The sequence below is a fragment of the Vibrio sp. R10-SG3-ISO3 genome (genome assembly GCF_059834225.1).
In genome coordinates, this window is record NZ_JCBDHE010000017.1 from 20628 (window position 1) to 38485 (window position 17858).

Consider the following 17858-nt stretch of genomic DNA (forward strand, 5'->3'; position numbering starts at 1 on the left):
AGGAGAGAATTATGCAACCGGCATTATGGGTAAGTAAGACGGGCTTAGATGCTCAGCAAACCAATATTTCGACCATTTCCAACAACTTGGCTAACGCCTCGACGGTGGGTTTTAAGAAAAGCCGTCCTGTGTTTGAAGATTTGTTCTATCAAAATATCAACCAGCCGGGTGGTCAATCTTCGCAAAATACCGAATTGCCAAGTGGTTTAATGCTCGGCGCGGGTTCTAAGGTCGTGGCAACGCAGAAAGTGCATACCCAAGGGAATACGCAAACGACCAACAACAGCCTCGATATGATGATCGAAGGCGACGGTTTTTTCCAAATATTGATGCCGGATGGCAACATCGGTTACACGCGCAATGGTCAGTTCACCGTCAACAGTGAAGGTGTGATTGTCACGTCTGGTTCGGGGTATTCCTTAGAGCCTGAAATCACGATTCCAGACGACGCCATCAGCATTACTGTTGGTACGGATGGGGAAGTCTCTGTGCGTGTGCGAGGTCAGCAAGATAACCAAGTTCTGGGGCAAATTACTACGGTTGATTTTATCAACCCTGGTGGTCTTGAGCCTATTGGTCAAAATCTCTACTTGCCAACCGGTGCCAGTGGTGACCCTCAAGAAGGCGTACCGGGTTTTGACGGGTTTGGTGAAGTGCGTCAATCGATGCTAGAGACCTCAAACGTGAACGTGACGGAAGAGCTAGTCAACATGATTGAAGCGCAGCGCGTGTATGAAATGAACTCAAAAGTTATCTCTGCCGTCGATAAGATGATGAGCTTCGTAAACCAACAGCTATAACTGAATGAGTAAGGGGATTGTGATGATGCGAGTCATTAGTGTAACACTGATAGCACTGCTCTCAGGCTGTACCATGCTGGATATGCCAATCGAGACACCGGATGTGGTTCAAGGTACAACTACCGTTGATGCTGTAGAAGGAGATAAATCTTCCGATGATAGCTCTGGGATTGTAGATACTCTGCGAGGACGCACCGACCCTGTCGCTGGCGATCCTGCTTGGGCCCCCATTCATCCTAAGCATGAGCCGGAGCACTACGCGGCGGCAACCGGTTCGTTGTTTAATACCGGTAAAATGACCGTCAGTTTGTACGACGACTCTAAACCGAGAGGCATCGGTGACATCATCACCGTCACTTTGGATGAAAGTACCAAAGCGGCGAAAAGCTCAGACGCTGATCTGTCAAAAAATAATGATGCGTCGATGGACCCGCTGGAAGTGGGTGGTCAACAGCTGACCATTGGCGACTACAACTTTTCGTATAACTTAAGTAATGATAATTCGTTCAGTGGCAGCGCGGCGGCGAACCAAAGTAACAGCATTTCAGGCTCGATTTCGGTCGAAGTGATTGAAGTTCTGGCGAACGGAAATTTGGTGATTCGCGGTGAAAAGTGGTTGACCCTCAACACGGGGGACGAATACATCCGCTTAAGCGGCACCATCCGTCCGGATGACATCGACTACGACAATACCATTGCGTCAACGCGTATTTCGAATGCCCGAATCCAGTACTCTGGTACGGGAACGCAACAAGATATGCAAGAGCCTGGATTCTTGGCACGATTTTTTAATGTCGCTCTTTAATCCCGTTTGATGTCGATGTTTTGGCATTGCGTTAGAGAATAAGGTGTCCCCATGAAAACGTTGTTTGTCTTCCTAATTAGCTCGCTGCTTGTTGTAACACAAGCTCAGGCTGCGCGTATTAAAGACGTGGCTCAAATTGCCGGTGTTCGTAGTAACCAACTTGTCGGTTACGGGTTGGTCACAGGTTTGCCGGGCACAGGAGAATCGACACCCTTTACCGATCAAAGCTTTAACGCCATGCTGCAAAACTTTGGCATTCAATTGCCGCCCGGCACTAAGCCAAAGACCAAAAACGTTGCCGCTGTGATTGTGACGGCTGAGTTACCGCCTTTTTCTAAGCAAGGTCAGACGGTTGATGTCACCGTTTCCTCAATAGGCTCGGCGAAAAGCTTGCGTGGCGGTACACTGATGCAGACCATGCTCAAAGGTCTAGATGGGCAAGTGTATGCGGTGGCGCAAGGCAATTTGGTGGTGAGTGGCTTTAGTGCGACTGGCGCCGATGGCTCTAAAATTGTCGGCAACAACCCGACAGCAGGTATGATTTCTAGCGGAGCCATCGTTGAGCGAGAAATCCCATCGCCGTTTAGTCGCGGTGATTACATCACGTTTAACTTGCTTGAATCTGATTTCACCACTGCTCAGCGTATGGCGGATGCCGTTAACAACTTCCTGGGTCCTCAGATGGCCTCAGCGGTGGATGCCACATCGGTGAAAGTGCGTGCGCCTCGCGATGTCACTCAGCGTGTGGCCTTCTTATCAGCGATTGAAAACCTCGAATTTAACCCCGCCGATGGTGCAGCGAAGATCATTGTTAACTCACGTACAGGAACTATCGTTGTCGGCCAGCACGTGCGCTTGAAGCCGGCTGCCGTGACTCATGGTGGCATGACAGTGGCAATCAAAGAAAATCTCAACGTGAGTCAACCGAATGCGTTTGGTGGTGGTGAGACGGTTGTCGTCCCCGACAGCGATATCGAAGTCACCGAAGAACAAGGCAAGATGTTTAAGTTTGAGCCTGGATTAACTCTAGACGATCTGGTTCGTGCAGTGAATGAAGTCGGCGCGGCACCGTCTGATCTGATGGCAATCTTGCAAGCGCTGAAACAAGCGGGCGCGATTGAAGGTCAGCTGATCATCATTTAACGGGGGCGATATGATCAATAACGGAAATGACATCGGTTTTATTCATGATATCGCCAACCTAGACTCACTGCGCCGTAAAGCGGTCAATGGTGAGGAAGGGGCAGAGCAAGAAGCGCTCAACGCCGCCGCCAAACAGTTTGAAGCGATTTTTACCTCTATGCTGTTCAAATCGATGCGTGATGCCAATTCAACCTTTGAATCCGGCTTGATGGACAGCCAGAACCAACAGTTCTATCGTCAGATGATGGATGATCAGATGGCGAGTGAATTGAGTGCCTCTGGCTCACTCGGCCTAGCCGACATGATTGTGGCACAGCTTTCCACAGGCCAAGTGGACAATGAAACGGCGAACAACCGCAACCCTGATTTTGAAGCCATGATGGACAAAGTCTCTCGTATTCGTGAAGAGCGTGCCAATGCCCCTGCTGAAATCCGTGCTACTGGAGAGGAGCAAGCGAATACATTCGACTCTCCAGAATCGTTTGTAGCGTCGATGTCGCCTTATGCGGAAAAGGCCGCTCAGGCACTCGGCGTGGACTCATCATTGCTACTTGCTCAAGCGGCGCTCGAAACCGGCTGGGGCCAAAAAGTCATCAACAGTTCGCGTGGTAGCAGTAACAACCTCTTCAATATCAAAGCAGACCGCAGCTGGGCAGGCAATAAGATGTCCACTCAAACTCTTGAATATCATCAGGGGGTGCCAGTACAAGAGCGAGCAGCATTTCGTTCTTACGCTAACTTTGAAGAGAGTTTTAACGACTATGTGCGCTTCCTCAATCAAAACCCTCGCTATACCACAGCGCTCAAGCACAATGGCGATGATGAGGCGTTTATTCGCGGCATTCATGATGCCGGTTATGCCACAGACCCCGATTACGCGGATAAAGTGCTGAGTGTCAAACGACGTATTGATAGCATGTAATGGCTTGACCGGTAGGGTCTCTCAGCAGACCCTATCACCACCCACCACCCACCACCCCTAATCCAATCAATCTTATCCCATACACTCTCGAAAACTAACCCTGGCACACATATTGCTATTTAAGTCCATAGGCAATCAGTAAACACTGATAAATAAAGGTTTCTTGGGGGCAATATGGCGTCTGATCTTCTGAATCTTGGTTCGCAAAGCGTACTGACGGCTCAGAGACAATTGAACACCACAGGGCACAACATCTCGAACGTGAATACCGAGGGTTATAGCCGTCAGTCGGTGATACAAGGCACAAACATGCCGCGTCAATATGGCGGGGAAACCTACGGTATGGGCGTGCATGTGGAAAAAGTTCGCCGCTCATGGGATCAATTTGCCGTTAATGAACTCAATGTCTCGACCACCAATTACGCGCACAAAGTCGACGATGAAGCGAACTTAGAAATGCTGTCGAACATGCTCTCCTCAGTTGCCTCGAAAAAAATCCCAGAAAATCTCAATGAGTGGTTTGATGCGGTGAAGTCGCTTGCCGACAGCCCTAATGATGTCGGGGCACGTAAAGTGGTGCTCGAAAAAGCCAATTTGATCACCCAAAACCTCAATGATTTCCATGAGACCATTCGCCGTCAGTCGGATGTGACCAACAAAAAACTCGATCTCGGTGTCGAGCGAATGAATCAACTGGCGCTTGAAATACGTGATTTGCATCGTTTGATGATGAGAACGCCTGGGCCGCACAACGATTTAATGGACCAACACGAAAAGCTGGTGGCAGAGCTGTCTGAGTACACCAAAGTGACCGTGACTCCGCGCAAGAATGCGGAAGGGTTCAACATCCATATCGGTAACGGGCATACCTTAGTGTCAGGAACGGAAGCGAGTCGCTTAACCATGATCGATGGTTACCCAGATGTTCATCAGCGCCGTTTAGCCATGATTGAGGGTAAAGGCATCAAAGCGATTACCACCAAAGATATTGATGGCAAAATGGGCGCTATGCTCACGATGCGTGATGACAAGATCCCACAACTGATGGATGAGCTTGGCAAACTCGCCACGTCGTTTTCTTATGAAGTGAATAGATTGCAATCTCAAGGTCTTGATCTTAGGGGGGAAATTGGTGGGCTGATTTTTACTGATGTCAATTCAGACATCATAGCCAAGTCACGTGTGGTGACAGCCTCAAATTCTAATGCGGACTTAGCCGTGTATATTGAAGACACCACTCGGCTTGAAGGTGGCGAGTATTCGCTCCAGTATCACGACGGTGATTACATCATTACTCGCCCATCCGGTGAGCAGTTTGCCATACCTCAAGTAGGTAATGCACTGCAAATTGATGGCTTACGTATTGAAATCAATCAAGATTTAGCACAGGGCGAACGCGTGTTGATTCGTCCGACCCGCAGTGGCGCTGCGCAAATGAAAATGGCCACCAATGCTCCGACCGCGATCGCCGCGCAGAGTTATGAAGCTTCGACCACTTTCGCGCAAGGTAAAGCGAAATTCAATATCGAAGAAGTAGGGGATTTACGCGAGTTTGAAGTGGTGGTATCGCCGGATGGGAAGCAGTTTGCCGTCACGGACACAAAAGGCAAAATTCTCTTGCCGCCCCAAGATTACCCACCGTTTGGTCCTGTCGAGGTTCAAGGTACGATTTTTGAACTGACCGATGGGGCATTGCCGAACGATAAATTTACGGCAAACCTTGTCCCTTCCGAGGGGGACAACGGCAACTTGCTCAAAATGCAAAACATCCAAACCGAGAAAAAACTCAATGATGGTGAGTCGACCATTCTCGATATCTATCACAACCTCAACACCAACGTCGGGTTACAGATGTCTACCGCATCACGTTTAACCGATGTTTCAAGGTTAGAGAAAGAGGCGGCACAAGAGCGTGTGGCGTCTATCTCCGGAGTGAACTTGGATGAGGAAGCCGCCAACATGATGAAGTTTCAGCAAGCGTACATGGCGTCTTCACGCATCATGCAAGCGGCAAACGACACCTTTAACACGATTTTGGCATTGCGATAGGGGGCGTAAATGATCAACCGTATTTCCAGCTTCCATAATTATCAGTCGGTGCAAAACGATCTGCGTCGTCAAGAAGCAAAAGTCCATCATAACCAAGCGCAGCTCGCTTCAGGTAAGAAGTTGATGCGCGCCAGTGATGATCCCTTGGCTACGCATTACATCCAGAATATCGGTCAGCAGAAAGAGCAATTGCGCCAATACACCGATGCCATCGTGCTGACGCGTAATCGCCTTGAGCACCACGAAGTGATTATTTCCAATGCGGAAGAGTACGCCGATGAAGCAAAACGAACCGTGATGGAAATGATCAACGGTGCGCTGTCCCCTGAAGACCGCATCGCGAAGCGTAGAGAGCTTGAGGAAATCAGCAATAATTTCCTTAACTTGGTGAACGTTCAAGATGAATCGGGCAACTATATTTTTGCCGGGACTAAGCCGAAAAACCAACCCTTCTTTCGGGATAAAGATGGCGCTGTGGTGTATGCAGGCGATGACTACCAACGCAAGATGAAAATTTCCAACACGCTTGAAATGCCGATCAATGATCCAGGTAGCAAGCTGTTTATGGAAATAGATAACCCCTTCGGTGATTACTCGCCGGACTACAACCTGGGTGATACCTCTGAATTGCTGCTTGAGCGCGCGACCAACTTTAATCCTGATGATGACTCGAGCTATAAGATCACGTTTGTTGATATGCCGGGTGGCAAATATGGCTATCAACTCGAGCGCGACGGCAGTGTGGTTCAGGCCGATACCTTTGATCCGGCGAAAGGGATCAAGTACGAGGAGTTGACGATCCAGGTAAAAGGCCAAATCGAGAAGGGCGATGAAATCACGCTTGAGCCGCGCAAAAGCTACAGCATTTTCGATACCTTTCAGGAAGCCATGGCCTTGTCACAAGGGTCTGTGTCAGATACGTCCAATACCGCACGTTTGCATCGAATGACTCAAGAATTCCATTCGGCGTTTATTCATCTCAATAAAGCGCGCACGGATGTGGGGGCAAGGTTGAGCACGCTCGATATTCAAGAAGAGCAACATGAAGATTTTAAGATGACGCTCGCCAAATCGAAAAGCAACTTTGAAGATTTGGATTACTCGGAAGCGATCATCGAGTTTAACGAAAATACGCGTGCGTTGCAGGCTTCGCAGCAAGCGTTCGGAAAAACAAAAGACTTAACTCTGTTTAACTATCTCTAAATGGATCTTTATCGCCAAAGTTGATGCTTAACACTCTCGGTGATTGAGTTGTCTGACACAAGATGAAGATAACCTATGGGTTCGCTCCATGCCTTATGTGCTACGCCTTAAGCGCCGAGCAAAACCCGGCAGTCCGTGTATCGGCAAACCTTGCCACTGAGCGGCAATGATCGAGTGCCACTCACTAGCAAGTTCAGAGTGACTAAGCGCAGTTCGATGGGATTGATGTATCTAACATATTGATAGTTAGTTTAAATAAATTGATTTGGCTATTTTTTGTTAAGTTGGCATACAACTTGAATTAGTAAAATCAGAGTAAAAATTTTTAAGCCGGCTACCGCCTGCTTAGCAAGTCATACACGGTCAGTGCTTCCAAATGAGATTAAGCTGGCCGCTTCGCAAGAACTTGCGACTCACTAGGAGAGCAAACTATGACCATTACAGTCAACACTAACGTGTCAGCAATGACCGCTCAGCGTTACCTGAATAAAGCGACTGGCGATTTGAATACGTCGATGGAACGCCTATCTTCAGGACAAAAAATCAACAGTGCGAAAGACGATGCAGCAGGTCTGCAAATTTCAAACCGTCTAACCGCTCAGTCTCGTGGTTTAGATGTCGCGATGCGTAACGCCAACGACGGTATCTCGATTGCACAAACCGCAGAGGGGGCGATGAACGAGTCGACCTCGATTCTGCAACGTATGCGTGATCTATCGCTACAATCTGCGAACGGCACCAACTCCGCCTCAGAGCGTCAAGCCCTGAACGAAGAAGTGTCCGCACTGCAAGATGAGCTTAACCGTATCGCAGAAACGACCTCTTTTGGTGGTCGTAAGTTGCTCAACGGATCATTTGGTGAGGCGTCATTCCAGATCGGTGCCAGCTCGGGTGAAGCAATTATTATGGGATTGACTAGCATTCGTGCCGATGATTTTCGCATGGGAGGCCAGTCGTTCATCTCTGATGCCGAGAAGGGTAAAGACAAAGACTGGGGCGTACCTGCCAGCGCACGAGATCTAAAATTTGAATTCACCACCAAAGATGGCGAAGCGGTGACGCTCGATATCCTCGCGAAAGAAGGGGATGACATCGAAGAGCTAGCGACGTACATCAACGGTCAAACCGACAAACTGAAAGCGTCGGTCGATCAAGATGGCAGACTGCAAATCTTTGCCGCTGAGCCTAACTTGGAAGGCAATATGAATATCTCTGGTGGCTTAGCGACCGAGATTGGCCTCAACGGTGGTCCTGGTGTTCAGACAACAGTACAAAGTATTGATGTAAATACTGTGGGTGGCGCGCAAAACGCGGTCGGCATCTTGGATGCGGCGCTACGCTACGTAGATTCTCAGCGTGCCGATCTAGGTGCGAAGCAGAACCGACTCAGCCACAGTATCAATAACTTGGCCAACATCCAAGAAAACGTTGAAGCGTCAAACAGCCGAATCCGCGATACGGATTTTGCCAAAGAGACGACGGCAATGACCAAAGCACAAATTCTGCAGCAGGCGGGGACATCGATTCTTGCTCAAGCAAAACAGTTGCCAAACTCTGCGATGTCACTATTGCAGTAGTTGCGAATATCTTCATTAGCGCAGACCCAGACGTGGGGCTTTTGAAGGCATTCAGGCAAACATGGGTGATTGGATAAGCAGAGTTCTCTCTCAAACCTGCTCTGCTTAACCGCTTTACCTGTGTCTTGGTTACCAGCCCGGAATCATTTCTCTCGATCTCCAAAGGCACTGGTGACCTCTATAGCCCCGGTTCTCTCAAAGGAAAAGGGGCTTTTCTTTTATCTCCAGATTTCTCTTTCTTCAATCAATCTCATTTCTTTCGCACTGATGTCTTAAGTGCACCCGATCGGTCAATAGTTACAAAACTTTAATGATATTTTCTCGAACTCTGAGCTTGCTCAAATTCTATCGATTTTTGCTATGCAACGAGGAGGATTTATCAAAATGCTCTAAAGATAATCAAGTTGGCGTCGCTATAAGGATACTTTGAGAGAACTAATTGGTTTACCGAGACGTCGGAAACCTTTGGACCTCCGCTCTACGGAAATCAATAGGAGACACCATTATGGCGGTTAATGTAAATACCAACGTTTCGGCAATGACAGCTCAGCGCTACTTGAACTCAGCAACATCAGCGCAGCAAGCATCAATGGAAAAATTGTCGTCTGGTTTCAAAATCAATAGTGCGAAAGATGATGCAGCAGGTCTGCAAATCTCGAACCGTTTGAATGTCCAAAGTCGTGGCCTAGACGTCGCGGTACGAAATGCGAACGACGGCATTTCGATGGCGCAAACAGCGGAAGGCGCGATGAATGAAACCACCAACATCCTGCAACGTATGCGTGACCTCTCGCTACAATCGGCGAACGGCTCGAACTCTAAGTCTGAGCGTGTGGCGATTCAAGAAGAGATCACCGCGTTGAACGATGAATTGAATCGTATCGCTGAGACCACCTCGTTTGGTGGCAACAAGCTACTTAACGGTACGTTCGCCACCAAATCGTTCCAGATCGGTGCGGACAATGGTGAAGCGGTTATGTTGACGATGAACAACATGCGCAGCGACAATGCTCTGATGGGCGGTAACAGCTACGTTGCAGCCAACGGTCAAGATAAAGACTGGGCAGTGCAAGCGGGGGCCAATGACTTGACCATCAACGTCACGGATAAGTTTGGCGGCGTGCAAGACATCACCATCACCGCAAAAGAGGGGGATGATATTGAGCAGCTTGCGACTTACATCAACGGTCAAACGGACATGGTGAAAGCGTCGGTTAACGAAGATGGTCAACTTCAGTTGTTCACCGATAACAACACAGTAGAAGGCACGGCGACCTTTGGAGGCAGTCTAGCCGGTGAACTGAGCATTGGCCCAGCTAAAGCGGTCACCGTGGATACCATTGACGTTCGCACCGTCGGTGGCGCTCAAGAGTCTGTTGCCATCGTCGATGCTGCGCTTAAGTTTGTTGATAGTCACCGAGCGGAATTGGGTGCATTCCAAAACCGATTCAATCACGCGATCAATAACTTAGACAACATCAATGAGAATGTTAACGCGTCGAAGAGCCGCATCAAAGATACGGACTTCGCCAAAGAAACCACCGCATTGACTAAGTCTCAGATCTTGTCTCAAGCGTCAAGCTCTGTACTTGCTCAGGCAAAGCAAGCGCCCAACTCAGCGTTGGGGCTTTTAGGCTAAGAAAGTGATTTCTAGCATCTAAAAAGTCATGACTTAATGTTAAATCCAGCCCAAGGGCTGGATTTTTTTGTGCAGAAGAGATGCGAAAAAGGCAACTGGGCTGAAACGAGAAAACCCAGCCAAAGGCTGGGTTTTAATATGGCAGGTCTACCTGGATTCGAACCAGGGAATGGCGGCATCAAAAGCCGCTGCCTTACCACTTGGCGATAGACCTGCAGGGTGATAGCGATGCTATCAAATAATGGTGCGGAAGGAGAGACTTGAACTCTCACACCTTGCGGCGCCAGAACCTAAATCTGGTGCGTCTACCAATTCCGCCACTTCCGCTTTGTTTATATCATAACCGAACTATGGGTAAAAATCAGCTATGAATTGTAATGGTGGCTACGACGGGATTCGAACCTGTGACCCCATCATTATGAGTGATGTGCTCTAACCAGCTGAGCTACGTAGCCAAACCTGAATTAAGTATGGTGCGGAAGGAGAGACTTGAACTCTCACACCTTGCGGCGCCAGAACCTAAATCTGGTGCGTCTACCAATTCCGCCACTTCCGCATACTTAATGGTGCCTAGAAGGTCTTTCTAGACGCTTGTAATGAGAAAACTCATCACAAGAAATAATGGCAGGTCTACCTGGATTCGAACCAGGGAATGGCGGCATCAAAAGCCGCTGCCTTACCGCTTGGCGATAGACCTGCAGGTGATAGCGATGCTATCGAATGATGGTGCGGAAGGAGAGACTTGAACTCTCACACCTTGCGGCGCCAGAACCTAAATCTGGTGCGTCTACCAATTCCGCCACTTCCGCGAATCATAGTGCTCAACTTATCAAACAAGGAGTAAGTTCAGCGGTTTTCAGTCTGGCGAGACTAAAAACAAAATATGGCAGGGCTACCTGGATTCGAACCAGGGAATGGCGGCATCAAAAGCCGCTGCCTTACCGCTTGGCGATAGCCCTACAAGATTCTTATGAATCTGAATAATGGTGCGGAAAGAGAGACTTGAACTCTCACACCTTGCGGCGCCAGAACCTAAATCTGGTGCGTCTACCAATTCCGCCATTTCCGCATAATCAAATTCAGAGTTATTTACCAAGATGGTGCGGAAGGAGAGACTTGAACTCTCACACCTTGCGGCGCCAGAACCTAAATCTGGTGCGTCTACCAATTCCGCCACTTCCGCGTCTTGAACTCTGTACACAACCGATCAATTGGTAAAAATCAGTGGTGTTAATTTAATGGTGGCTACGACGGGATTCGAACCTGTGACCCCATCATTATGAGTGATGTGCTCTAACCAGCTGAGCTACGTAGCCACTCGTGAGCGAGACAATATAAACCCTCACGCTCTGATAGACAAGCCCTTTGTAATAAAAGGCTCAGCTATGTAAAAATGGCAGGTCTACCTGGATTCGAACCAGGGAATGGCGGCATCAAAAGCCGCTGCCTTACCGCTTGGCGATAGACCTGCAGATGATAGCGATGCTATCGAATAATGGTGCGGAAGGAGAGACTTGAACTCTCACACCTTGCGGCGCCAGAACCTAAATCTGGTGCGTCTACCAATTCCGCCACTTCCGCATTATTCTGTCTAGAGTTAGCTCTAGAGGTTTCCAGTCATGTATCATCACTAGAAACAAAAATGTATGGTGGCTACGACGGGATTCGAACCTGTGACCCCATCATTATGAGTGATGTGCTCTAACCAGCTGAGCTACGTAGCCACTCTGTGTCCCTTTCGGCTTCGTTTAAAAACGATATGCCTTATTGTCGGGAACGGCGCGCATTATGCGAAGTTGAGGCAGAGGCGTCAATAGTTTTTTTGAATAAATCCGGATAAACCAGCTGTTCGATTCCTTTTTAAACAAAGAGGCGTGTAAACAGGCAAAAACAGGTAACATTTTGGCGTCAATCTCTTTACTTAACTTAGGCTCGCTGGGGGAGAAAACAAAAAAGCCAGCAGAGTTGCTGGCTTTTTAAGTCAATCACTTGCGCAATTTTATACGTTAAAGCGGAAGTGGATAACGTCACCATCTTTGACGATGTAGTCTTTACCTTCTAGACGCCACTTACCGGCCTCTTTTGCACCGCTTTCACCGTTGAACTGGATGTAGTCGTCATAGCCGACAACTTCTGCGCGGATAAAGCCTTTTTCAAAATCCGTGTGGATTTTACCTGCTGCTTGTGGGGCGGTTGCACCGACAGGGATAGTCCAAGCACGTACCTCTTTGACACCTGCGGTGAAGTAGGTGTGTAGGGTCAAGAGCTCGTAACCAGAGCGGATAACGCGGTTTAGACCTGGCTCTTCAATGCCCATATCCGCCAAAAACTCTTCACGATCTTCATCGTCTAGCTCAGAAAGCTCAGATTCGATTGCAGCGCAGACGGCCACAACCACGTTGTTTTCTTTTTCTGCGTACTCACGTACCGCATCCAAGTACGGGTTGTCTTCAAAACCGTCCTCGTTGACGTTCGCAATGTACATGGTTGGCTTGAGCGTTAGGAAGTTGAGGTAACCAATGGCATCCAACTCTTCTTTCGACAACTCAACGGTACGCGCCATGCCACCTTCGGTCAGTACAGGGAGTAGCTTCTCTAGGACGGTCAATTCGAATTTCGCGTCTTTGTCGCCGCCTTTGGCTTTTTTAGCGTTACGTTGAATGGCGCGCTCACATGAGTCTAAGTCCGCCATCGCCAGTTCAAGGTTAATGACTTCGATATCTTCGATTGGAGACACTTTACCCGCAACGTGAACGATGTTTTCATTTTCAAAACAGCGAACCACATGGCCAATGGCATCGGTTTCACGGATATTGGCAAGGAATTTATTTCCTAGACCTTCACCGCGAGACGCGCCTGCAACCAAGCCTGCGATATCAACAAACTCCATCGTGGTTGGAAGTATTCTTTGTGGGTTAACGATCTTTGCCAGTGCATCGAGACGAAGATCAGGCACAGGTACCACACCTGTGTTTGGTTCAATGGTACAGAACGGGAAGTTGGCTGCTTCAATACCCGCTTTAGTCAGTGCGTTAAACAGAGTTGATTTACCTACGTTAGGGAGACCAACGATGCCACATTTAAAACCCATGATAGTAACCTTATTCAGCTTTGAACGTGTGTAGACGGTTTTGAGCTTTCGCTAAGCCATCTTTTAAAAGGATGTCTAAACAGCGGACCGATTCATCGGCGGCTGCATCGAGCAGTTCTTGCTCTTTTGCTGGTGCTTTGCCAAGGACAAAGCCAGCGACTTTGTCTTTGTGCCCAGGGTGACCAATGCCAATCCTGAGGCGATAGAAATCTTTGTTATTGCCAAGCTTGCTAATGGTGTCACGCAGGCCGTTGTGTCCACCGTGTCCACCGCCTTTTTTAAACTTGGCTACACCAGGTGGCAAGTCGAGCTCATCGTGTGCCACCATGATCTCTTCCGGTTTAATTTGGTAAAACTTTGCCATAGCGGCGACCGCTTTGCCGGAGAGATTCATAAAAGTGGTGGGGATCAGCAGGCGGAGATCTTGACCATTGATCAGTATGCGCCCGGTCATACCGAAGAATTTCGGTTCGTTCTTCAAGGTGACCGTGTGGATACGTGCGAGTTCTTCTACCACCCATGCGCCTGCATTATGGCGAGTTTTGGCGTATTCAGGCCCAGGATTGGCTAGGCCGACAAGAAGTTTGATCGGTTGAGTCAAGGTTAGGATCTCTCTTGCAATCTCAAAAAGCGCAGTATGATAGCACAATTTTATCGCCGCAATAAAAAAACACCCCGTAGGGTGTTTTTACATCGGAGCAAGGCGCGATATTAGTTGAACATCGCCGAGATAGACTCTTCATTGCTGATGCGGCGAATCGCTTCAGCCAGCATGCGAGATAGGCTTAGGCAGGTCACTTTACCGGTCGCTTCCATTTCTTTAGGTAGCGTGATCGAGTCAGTAACGATCACTTGGTCTAGCACTGAGTTACCAATGTTTTGTGCTGCGTTACCAGAGAAAACGGCGTGTGTCGCGTAAGCAAAGACACGTTTCGCGCCGCGCTCTTTTAGCGCTTCTGCTGCTTTACACAGTGTGCCGCCTGTATCGATCATGTCATCGACGATCACGCAGTCGCGACCTTCTACATCACCGATCAGGTTCATCACTTCAGAGACGTTGGCACGCGGACGACGCTTGTCAACGATAGCAATATCGATATCACCCAGTGCTTTTGCTGTTGCGCGAGCGCGAACAACACCGCCAAGGTCTGGAGAAACCACGACAGGGTTCTCTAGGCCGCGAGCCTGCATGTCTTCAAGCAGTACAGGTGTACCGAAGATATTATCAACAGGAACATCGAAGAAGCCTTGGATTTGCTCTGCATGTAGGTCGATAGTTAGAACGCGGTCAACACCGACGTTGGACAGGAAGTCAGCAACAACTTTTGCCGTAATTGGCACGCGAGCAGAACGTACGCGACGGTCTTGGCGAGCGTAACCAAAATAAGGGATAACTGCAGTAATACGGCCCGCTGAAGCGCGGCGCATTGCGTCAATCATCACTACAAGTTCCATTAGGTTGTCGTTGGTCGGTGCGCAGGTAGATTGGATGATGAAAACATCGCTACCACGAACGTTTTCGTTGATTTGTACAGCGACTTCGCCATCAGAAAAACGAGAAACAGTTGCGTCACCAAGGGAGATGTATAGACGATCAGCAATACGTTGGGCTAGTTCAGGTGTAGCGTTACCAGCAAATAGCTTCATATCAGGCACGGTGGAAACCTCAGGGTTGCGTCCAGTTTTAGATAGATTGTGTGTGGGCTAAGCGATACTTAGCCAAAGTCTCGTGTAAAGGCGAAATGTTTTTCCCTTGGGCTACAAAAGCCGAGACGGCGTCAGGTAATTTTTCGAAGACAGATTGTGCCGCATTTTTGCTCGAAAATTCGGCAAAAATGCACGATCCAGTCCCGGTCAATCTTGACGGCGCATATTGTAGCAGCCATGAAAGTTGCTTATCAACCTTTGGGTAAAGCATTCGAACAATTTTTTCGCAATCGTTTCCGTAAGGATCGGCGAGAAGGGTTGTCAGCGCTCGCTTTGGTGAATTTCTGCACAAATCTGGATGGGTGAATATATCCACCGTCGCAATGCTCACTGAGGGTTTGATAACTAAGTACCACTTTTCCTGTGGCGATGCCGGCGTCAGCTGCTCACCCACACCCTCAGCAAAGGCGGCAAAACCTCGGGTGAACACCGGGACATCTGCTCCTAGAGCCAGTCCAATCTCGGCGAGCGCATCGTCGCTCAGTTTGGTTTGCCATAAGTGATTGAGCGCGACAAGCGTTGTTGCGGCGTTAGAGGAACCGCCGCCAATGCCACCGCCCATAGGTAAAATTTTGTTGAGTTCAATATGAGCGCCGAGTGGACATTGACTCGCACTTTTCAGTGCCATTGCCGCTTTCCAGATCAAATTGTCCTCTAGCGCAACGCCTTCGATAGCAGGTGAGAGCGTAATGTTTCCACTGTGATTGGCGGTGATGGTTAGCTCATCGCCATAATCAAGGAATTGAAACAGCGTCTGCAGTTCATGGTAGCCATTGGCTCGTCGGCCTGTGATGTAGAGAAAGAGATTCAGTTTGGCCGGTGAGGGCCATGTGGTGGTTTGGGTGATCATCAGTTCAGTGTCCAGGTCGAAATAATGATGTTGATGGTCGTGTCACCTTGGCGAAGGGCAATGCGTTGTGGTAACGGTGTGGGTAGCCCAGCGACGAGCACATCTTGATACCGTTGATATTCCAACTGCCAGGTTTGGCCGCTGACCGTTTTGGTTAAGGTAGCGAGCGTGTTGGTCGGGTTGAGTGTGTAATCGTCGGCTTGCGTAGGGCGGCCCAATAGCCAGTCATGGAGATAATCAACGGGAATCGACAGACCCGTTAAGTGTTCAATCAGAGTTTGAGCACTCGGCGCTTGAAAAGTTTGCTCATCCATGGTCTCCACTTTGGCCATGGTGGGCGTGTCTTCTAGCAGTAACACGGTTTGGCCGAGAAAGGTGGTCAACCTTAGGCGGTTCGATTCACTGGCATGATGCCACTGGAAATTGAGTGATTGTCTTTGGTCTGGGGCGATATAGCCCAGCTTGCCATTGGCTCGGTATTGCTCGATGGCCGCAAGCTGTTGTTGGTGAGTTTGCCACTGCACGTTGGTGGTGCTTTCCATCGTCGCACAGCCATTAAGTAACACAAGCGTCATAAGCGCAAGGATTAGGGGTCGCAAATAGAGCGTCATTGCTGATAATTTGTCCGTTTCTTCTGCTGCCATGGGCATCACTATATCATTGATATCACGAACTCATGAAAACATATCCTCAATGCCCTTTCATTAACTTGGGGCATAAAGTAAAATTCCGTCCTCATTTGTTAACTGCCTGATTCAGAGAACCTTCGAATACATGTCTTTGCTTGCTATAGGTATCAATCACAACACGGCCTCAGTGGAACTTCGTGAAAAAGTTGCCTTTGGACCGGAAAAGCTGCCTGAAGCACTCAAGCAACTGAGCGACAATGCCGCCGTCAATGGCAGCGTGATTGTCTCTACCTGTAATCGAACGGAAGTCTACTGCGATGTCAAACCCTCCGGTAAAAGCAAGCTTATTGAGTGGTTATCTCAGTTTCATCAGGTCAGCCCTGAAGAGTTAAAGCCCAGTTTATACATCCACGAAGAGCAGGCCGCTATCAAGCATCTGATGCGTGTTTCGTGCGGGTTAGACTCGCTTGTTTTGGGCGAGCCGCAAATTCTAGGTCAGGTGAAACAAGCGTATGCCGATTCGCGTGAACACCGCTCGGTGGACAGTGCGATGGAGAAGCTGTTCCAAAAGACCTTTTCCGTTGCCAAGCGCGTACGCACAGAAACGGACATCGGCGGCCAAGCGGTCTCGGTTGCCTACGCCGCTTGTACGTTGGCGAAGCACATTTTTGAATCGCTTGAAGCCTCCACCGTGCTGTTAGTGGGCGCTGGCGAGACGATCGAACTGGTCGCTAAACACCTCTCTGCCAATGGCTGCAAAAAGATGATCGTGGCTAACCGCACCCGAGAGCGGGCCTTGCCACTGGCGCGCGAGTTTGGCGCTGAGATCATCAGTTTGCCGGAGATTCCAGAGCATCTTGGCCGAGCTGACATCGTGATCAGCTCGACGGCTAGCCCGCTACCGATTATCGGCAAAGGCATGGTGGAAAGTGCCATTAAGGCAAGACGTCACCGTCCTATGTTGTTTGTTGATATCGCCGTACCGCGTGATGTTGAATCTCAGGTCGGCGATTTGAGCGATGTGTACCTTTACACCGTCGATGATTTGCAGTCGATCATAGACAGCAACATCGAGCAGCGCAAAGTGGAAGCCATTCAAGCCGAAGCGATTGTTAGCGAAGAGAGCGCGGCGTTTATGTCTTCACTGCGCTCGTTGCAGGCGGTAGATAGCATCCGCGATTATCGCCGCAGCGCGAACGCCATTCGTGAAGAGTTGTTGGCGAAAAGCTTACAAGCACTGGCAACCGGTGCCGATCCTGAAAAACTGCTCCATGAACTCAGCAACAAATTGACCAACCGATTGATTCATGCTCCGACGCGCGCCATGCAAAGTGCTGCGGAGCAGGGCGAGCCTGCAAAGCTTGCTATCATTAGACAAAGTTTAGGCCTAGACGATAACTAGCGGAGTCACTTTGCCGTACCCGTACATTATTGATTGTGCCC

At 49.1% G+C, this 17858-nt stretch carries 14 protein-coding genes and 13 tRNA genes; 9 read left to right on the forward strand and 18 right to left on the reverse strand.

All coding sequences use genetic code 11. The features are described 5' to 3' along the window. The first annotated feature begins 11 nt into the window (after positions 1-11). From flgG to AC6R1A_RS04175, 8 genes are all read left to right on the forward strand, one after another. Positions 12-800: a flagellar basal-body rod protein FlgG gene (gene flgG / locus AC6R1A_RS04140; protein ID WP_487903742.1), complete on the forward strand. Its 789-nt coding sequence runs from the start codon at positions 12-14 to the stop codon at positions 798-800. Between the two features lie 22 nt (positions 801-822). Then, positions 823-1605 (forward strand): flagellar basal body L-ring protein FlgH, encoded by a 783-nt coding sequence (flgH, locus tag AC6R1A_RS04145; protein ID WP_487903741.1) that lies wholly within the window; start codon positions 823-825, stop codon positions 1603-1605. Between the two features lie 51 nt (positions 1606-1656). After that, positions 1657-2748, forward strand: coding sequence for a flagellar basal body P-ring protein FlgI (locus tag AC6R1A_RS04150; RefSeq protein WP_334551187.1), 1092 nt, complete (start codon positions 1657-1659; stop codon positions 2746-2748). A 10-nt stretch (positions 2749-2758) separates the two neighbouring features. Next, a complete protein-coding gene (gene flgJ / locus AC6R1A_RS04155; RefSeq protein WP_500631836.1) occupies positions 2759-3670 on the forward strand; it encodes a flagellar assembly peptidoglycan hydrolase FlgJ in 912 nt (303 codons plus the stop codon). A gap of 174 nt (positions 3671-3844) precedes the next feature. Continuing rightward, positions 3845-5719, forward strand: coding sequence for a flagellar hook-associated protein FlgK (gene flgK / locus AC6R1A_RS04160; protein ID WP_500633597.1), 1875 nt, complete (start codon positions 3845-3847; stop codon positions 5717-5719). Between the two features lie 9 nt (positions 5720-5728). Further along, positions 5729-6922: a flagellar hook-associated protein FlgL gene (gene flgL, locus AC6R1A_RS04165; protein ID WP_500633598.1), complete on the forward strand. Its 1194-nt coding sequence runs from the start codon at positions 5729-5731 to the stop codon at positions 6920-6922. A 431-nt stretch (positions 6923-7353) separates the two neighbouring features. After that, entirely contained in the window at positions 7354-8499 is a 1146-nt protein-coding gene (locus AC6R1A_RS04170; RefSeq protein WP_500627893.1) for a flagellin, read from the forward strand. 505 nt (positions 8500-9004) lie between these two features. Continuing rightward, complete coding sequence (locus AC6R1A_RS04175) at positions 9005-10138, forward strand: flagellin (protein WP_500631840.1); 1134 nt, start codon at positions 9005-9007, stop codon at positions 10136-10138. A gap of 139 nt (positions 10139-10277) precedes the next feature. On the opposite strand, the gene AC6R1A_RS04180 is transcribed toward AC6R1A_RS04175, so the two are convergent. The 18 genes from AC6R1A_RS04180 to lolB form a co-directional block, all read right to left on the reverse strand. Next, a tRNA-Gln gene (locus AC6R1A_RS04180) sits at positions 10278-10352 on the reverse strand. A gap of 28 nt (positions 10353-10380) precedes the next feature. Then, positions 10381-10465 (reverse strand) — tRNA-Leu (locus tag AC6R1A_RS04185). A 51-nt stretch (positions 10466-10516) separates the two neighbouring features. Then, a tRNA-Met gene (locus AC6R1A_RS04190) sits at positions 10517-10593 on the reverse strand. Between the two features lie 16 nt (positions 10594-10609). Further along, positions 10610-10694, reverse strand: a tRNA-Leu gene (locus AC6R1A_RS04195). 66 nt (positions 10695-10760) lie between these two features. Further along, positions 10761-10835, reverse strand: a tRNA-Gln gene (locus AC6R1A_RS04200). A 27-nt stretch (positions 10836-10862) separates the two neighbouring features. Continuing rightward, positions 10863-10947 (reverse strand) — tRNA-Leu (locus AC6R1A_RS04205). Positions 10948-11022: 75 nt separating this feature from the next. After that, a tRNA-Gln gene (locus AC6R1A_RS04210) sits at positions 11023-11097 on the reverse strand. 25 nt (positions 11098-11122) lie between these two features. Then, positions 11123-11207, reverse strand: a tRNA-Leu gene (locus tag AC6R1A_RS04215). Between the two features lie 29 nt (positions 11208-11236). Then, a tRNA-Leu gene (locus AC6R1A_RS04220) sits at positions 11237-11321 on the reverse strand. Positions 11322-11377: 56 nt separating this feature from the next. Further along, a tRNA-Met gene (locus AC6R1A_RS04225) sits at positions 11378-11454 on the reverse strand. Between the two features lie 78 nt (positions 11455-11532). Next, a tRNA-Gln gene (locus AC6R1A_RS04230) sits at positions 11533-11607 on the reverse strand. Positions 11608-11634: 27 nt separating this feature from the next. Next, positions 11635-11719, reverse strand: a tRNA-Leu gene (locus tag AC6R1A_RS04235). A 66-nt stretch (positions 11720-11785) separates the two neighbouring features. Further along, positions 11786-11862: transfer RNA gene (locus AC6R1A_RS04240), tRNA-Met, on the reverse strand. Between the two features lie 275 nt (positions 11863-12137). Continuing rightward, a complete protein-coding gene (gene ychF, locus AC6R1A_RS04245) occupies positions 12138-13229 on the reverse strand; it encodes a redox-regulated ATPase YchF (RefSeq protein WP_334551179.1) in 1092 nt (363 codons plus the stop codon). Positions 13230-13239: 10 nt separating this feature from the next. Further along, positions 13240-13830 (reverse strand): aminoacyl-tRNA hydrolase, encoded by a 591-nt coding sequence (gene pth / locus AC6R1A_RS04250; RefSeq protein WP_334551178.1) that lies wholly within the window; start codon positions 13828-13830, stop codon positions 13240-13242. Between the two features lie 110 nt (positions 13831-13940). Further along, entirely contained in the window at positions 13941-14885 is a 945-nt protein-coding gene (locus AC6R1A_RS04255) for a ribose-phosphate pyrophosphokinase (protein WP_038133791.1), read from the reverse strand. A 28-nt stretch (positions 14886-14913) separates the two neighbouring features. Continuing rightward, complete coding sequence (gene ispE, locus AC6R1A_RS04260) at positions 14914-15786, reverse strand: 4-(cytidine 5'-diphospho)-2-C-methyl-D-erythritol kinase (protein WP_500632798.1); 873 nt, start codon at positions 15784-15786, stop codon at positions 14914-14916. After that, complete coding sequence (gene lolB, locus AC6R1A_RS04265; protein ID WP_334551489.1) at positions 15786-16397, reverse strand: lipoprotein insertase outer membrane protein LolB; 612 nt, start codon at positions 16395-16397, stop codon at positions 15786-15788. The genes ispE and lolB overlap by 1 nt, the downstream gene beginning before the upstream one ends. A 163-nt stretch (positions 16398-16560) precedes the next feature. On the opposite strand from lolB, the gene hemA reads away from it, so the two are divergent. After that, on the forward strand, positions 16561-17817 hold the full coding sequence (hemA, locus tag AC6R1A_RS04270) for a glutamyl-tRNA reductase (RefSeq protein ID WP_487903619.1): 1257 nt from the start codon (positions 16561-16563) through the stop codon (positions 17815-17817). Positions 17818-17858 lie beyond the last annotated feature (41 nt).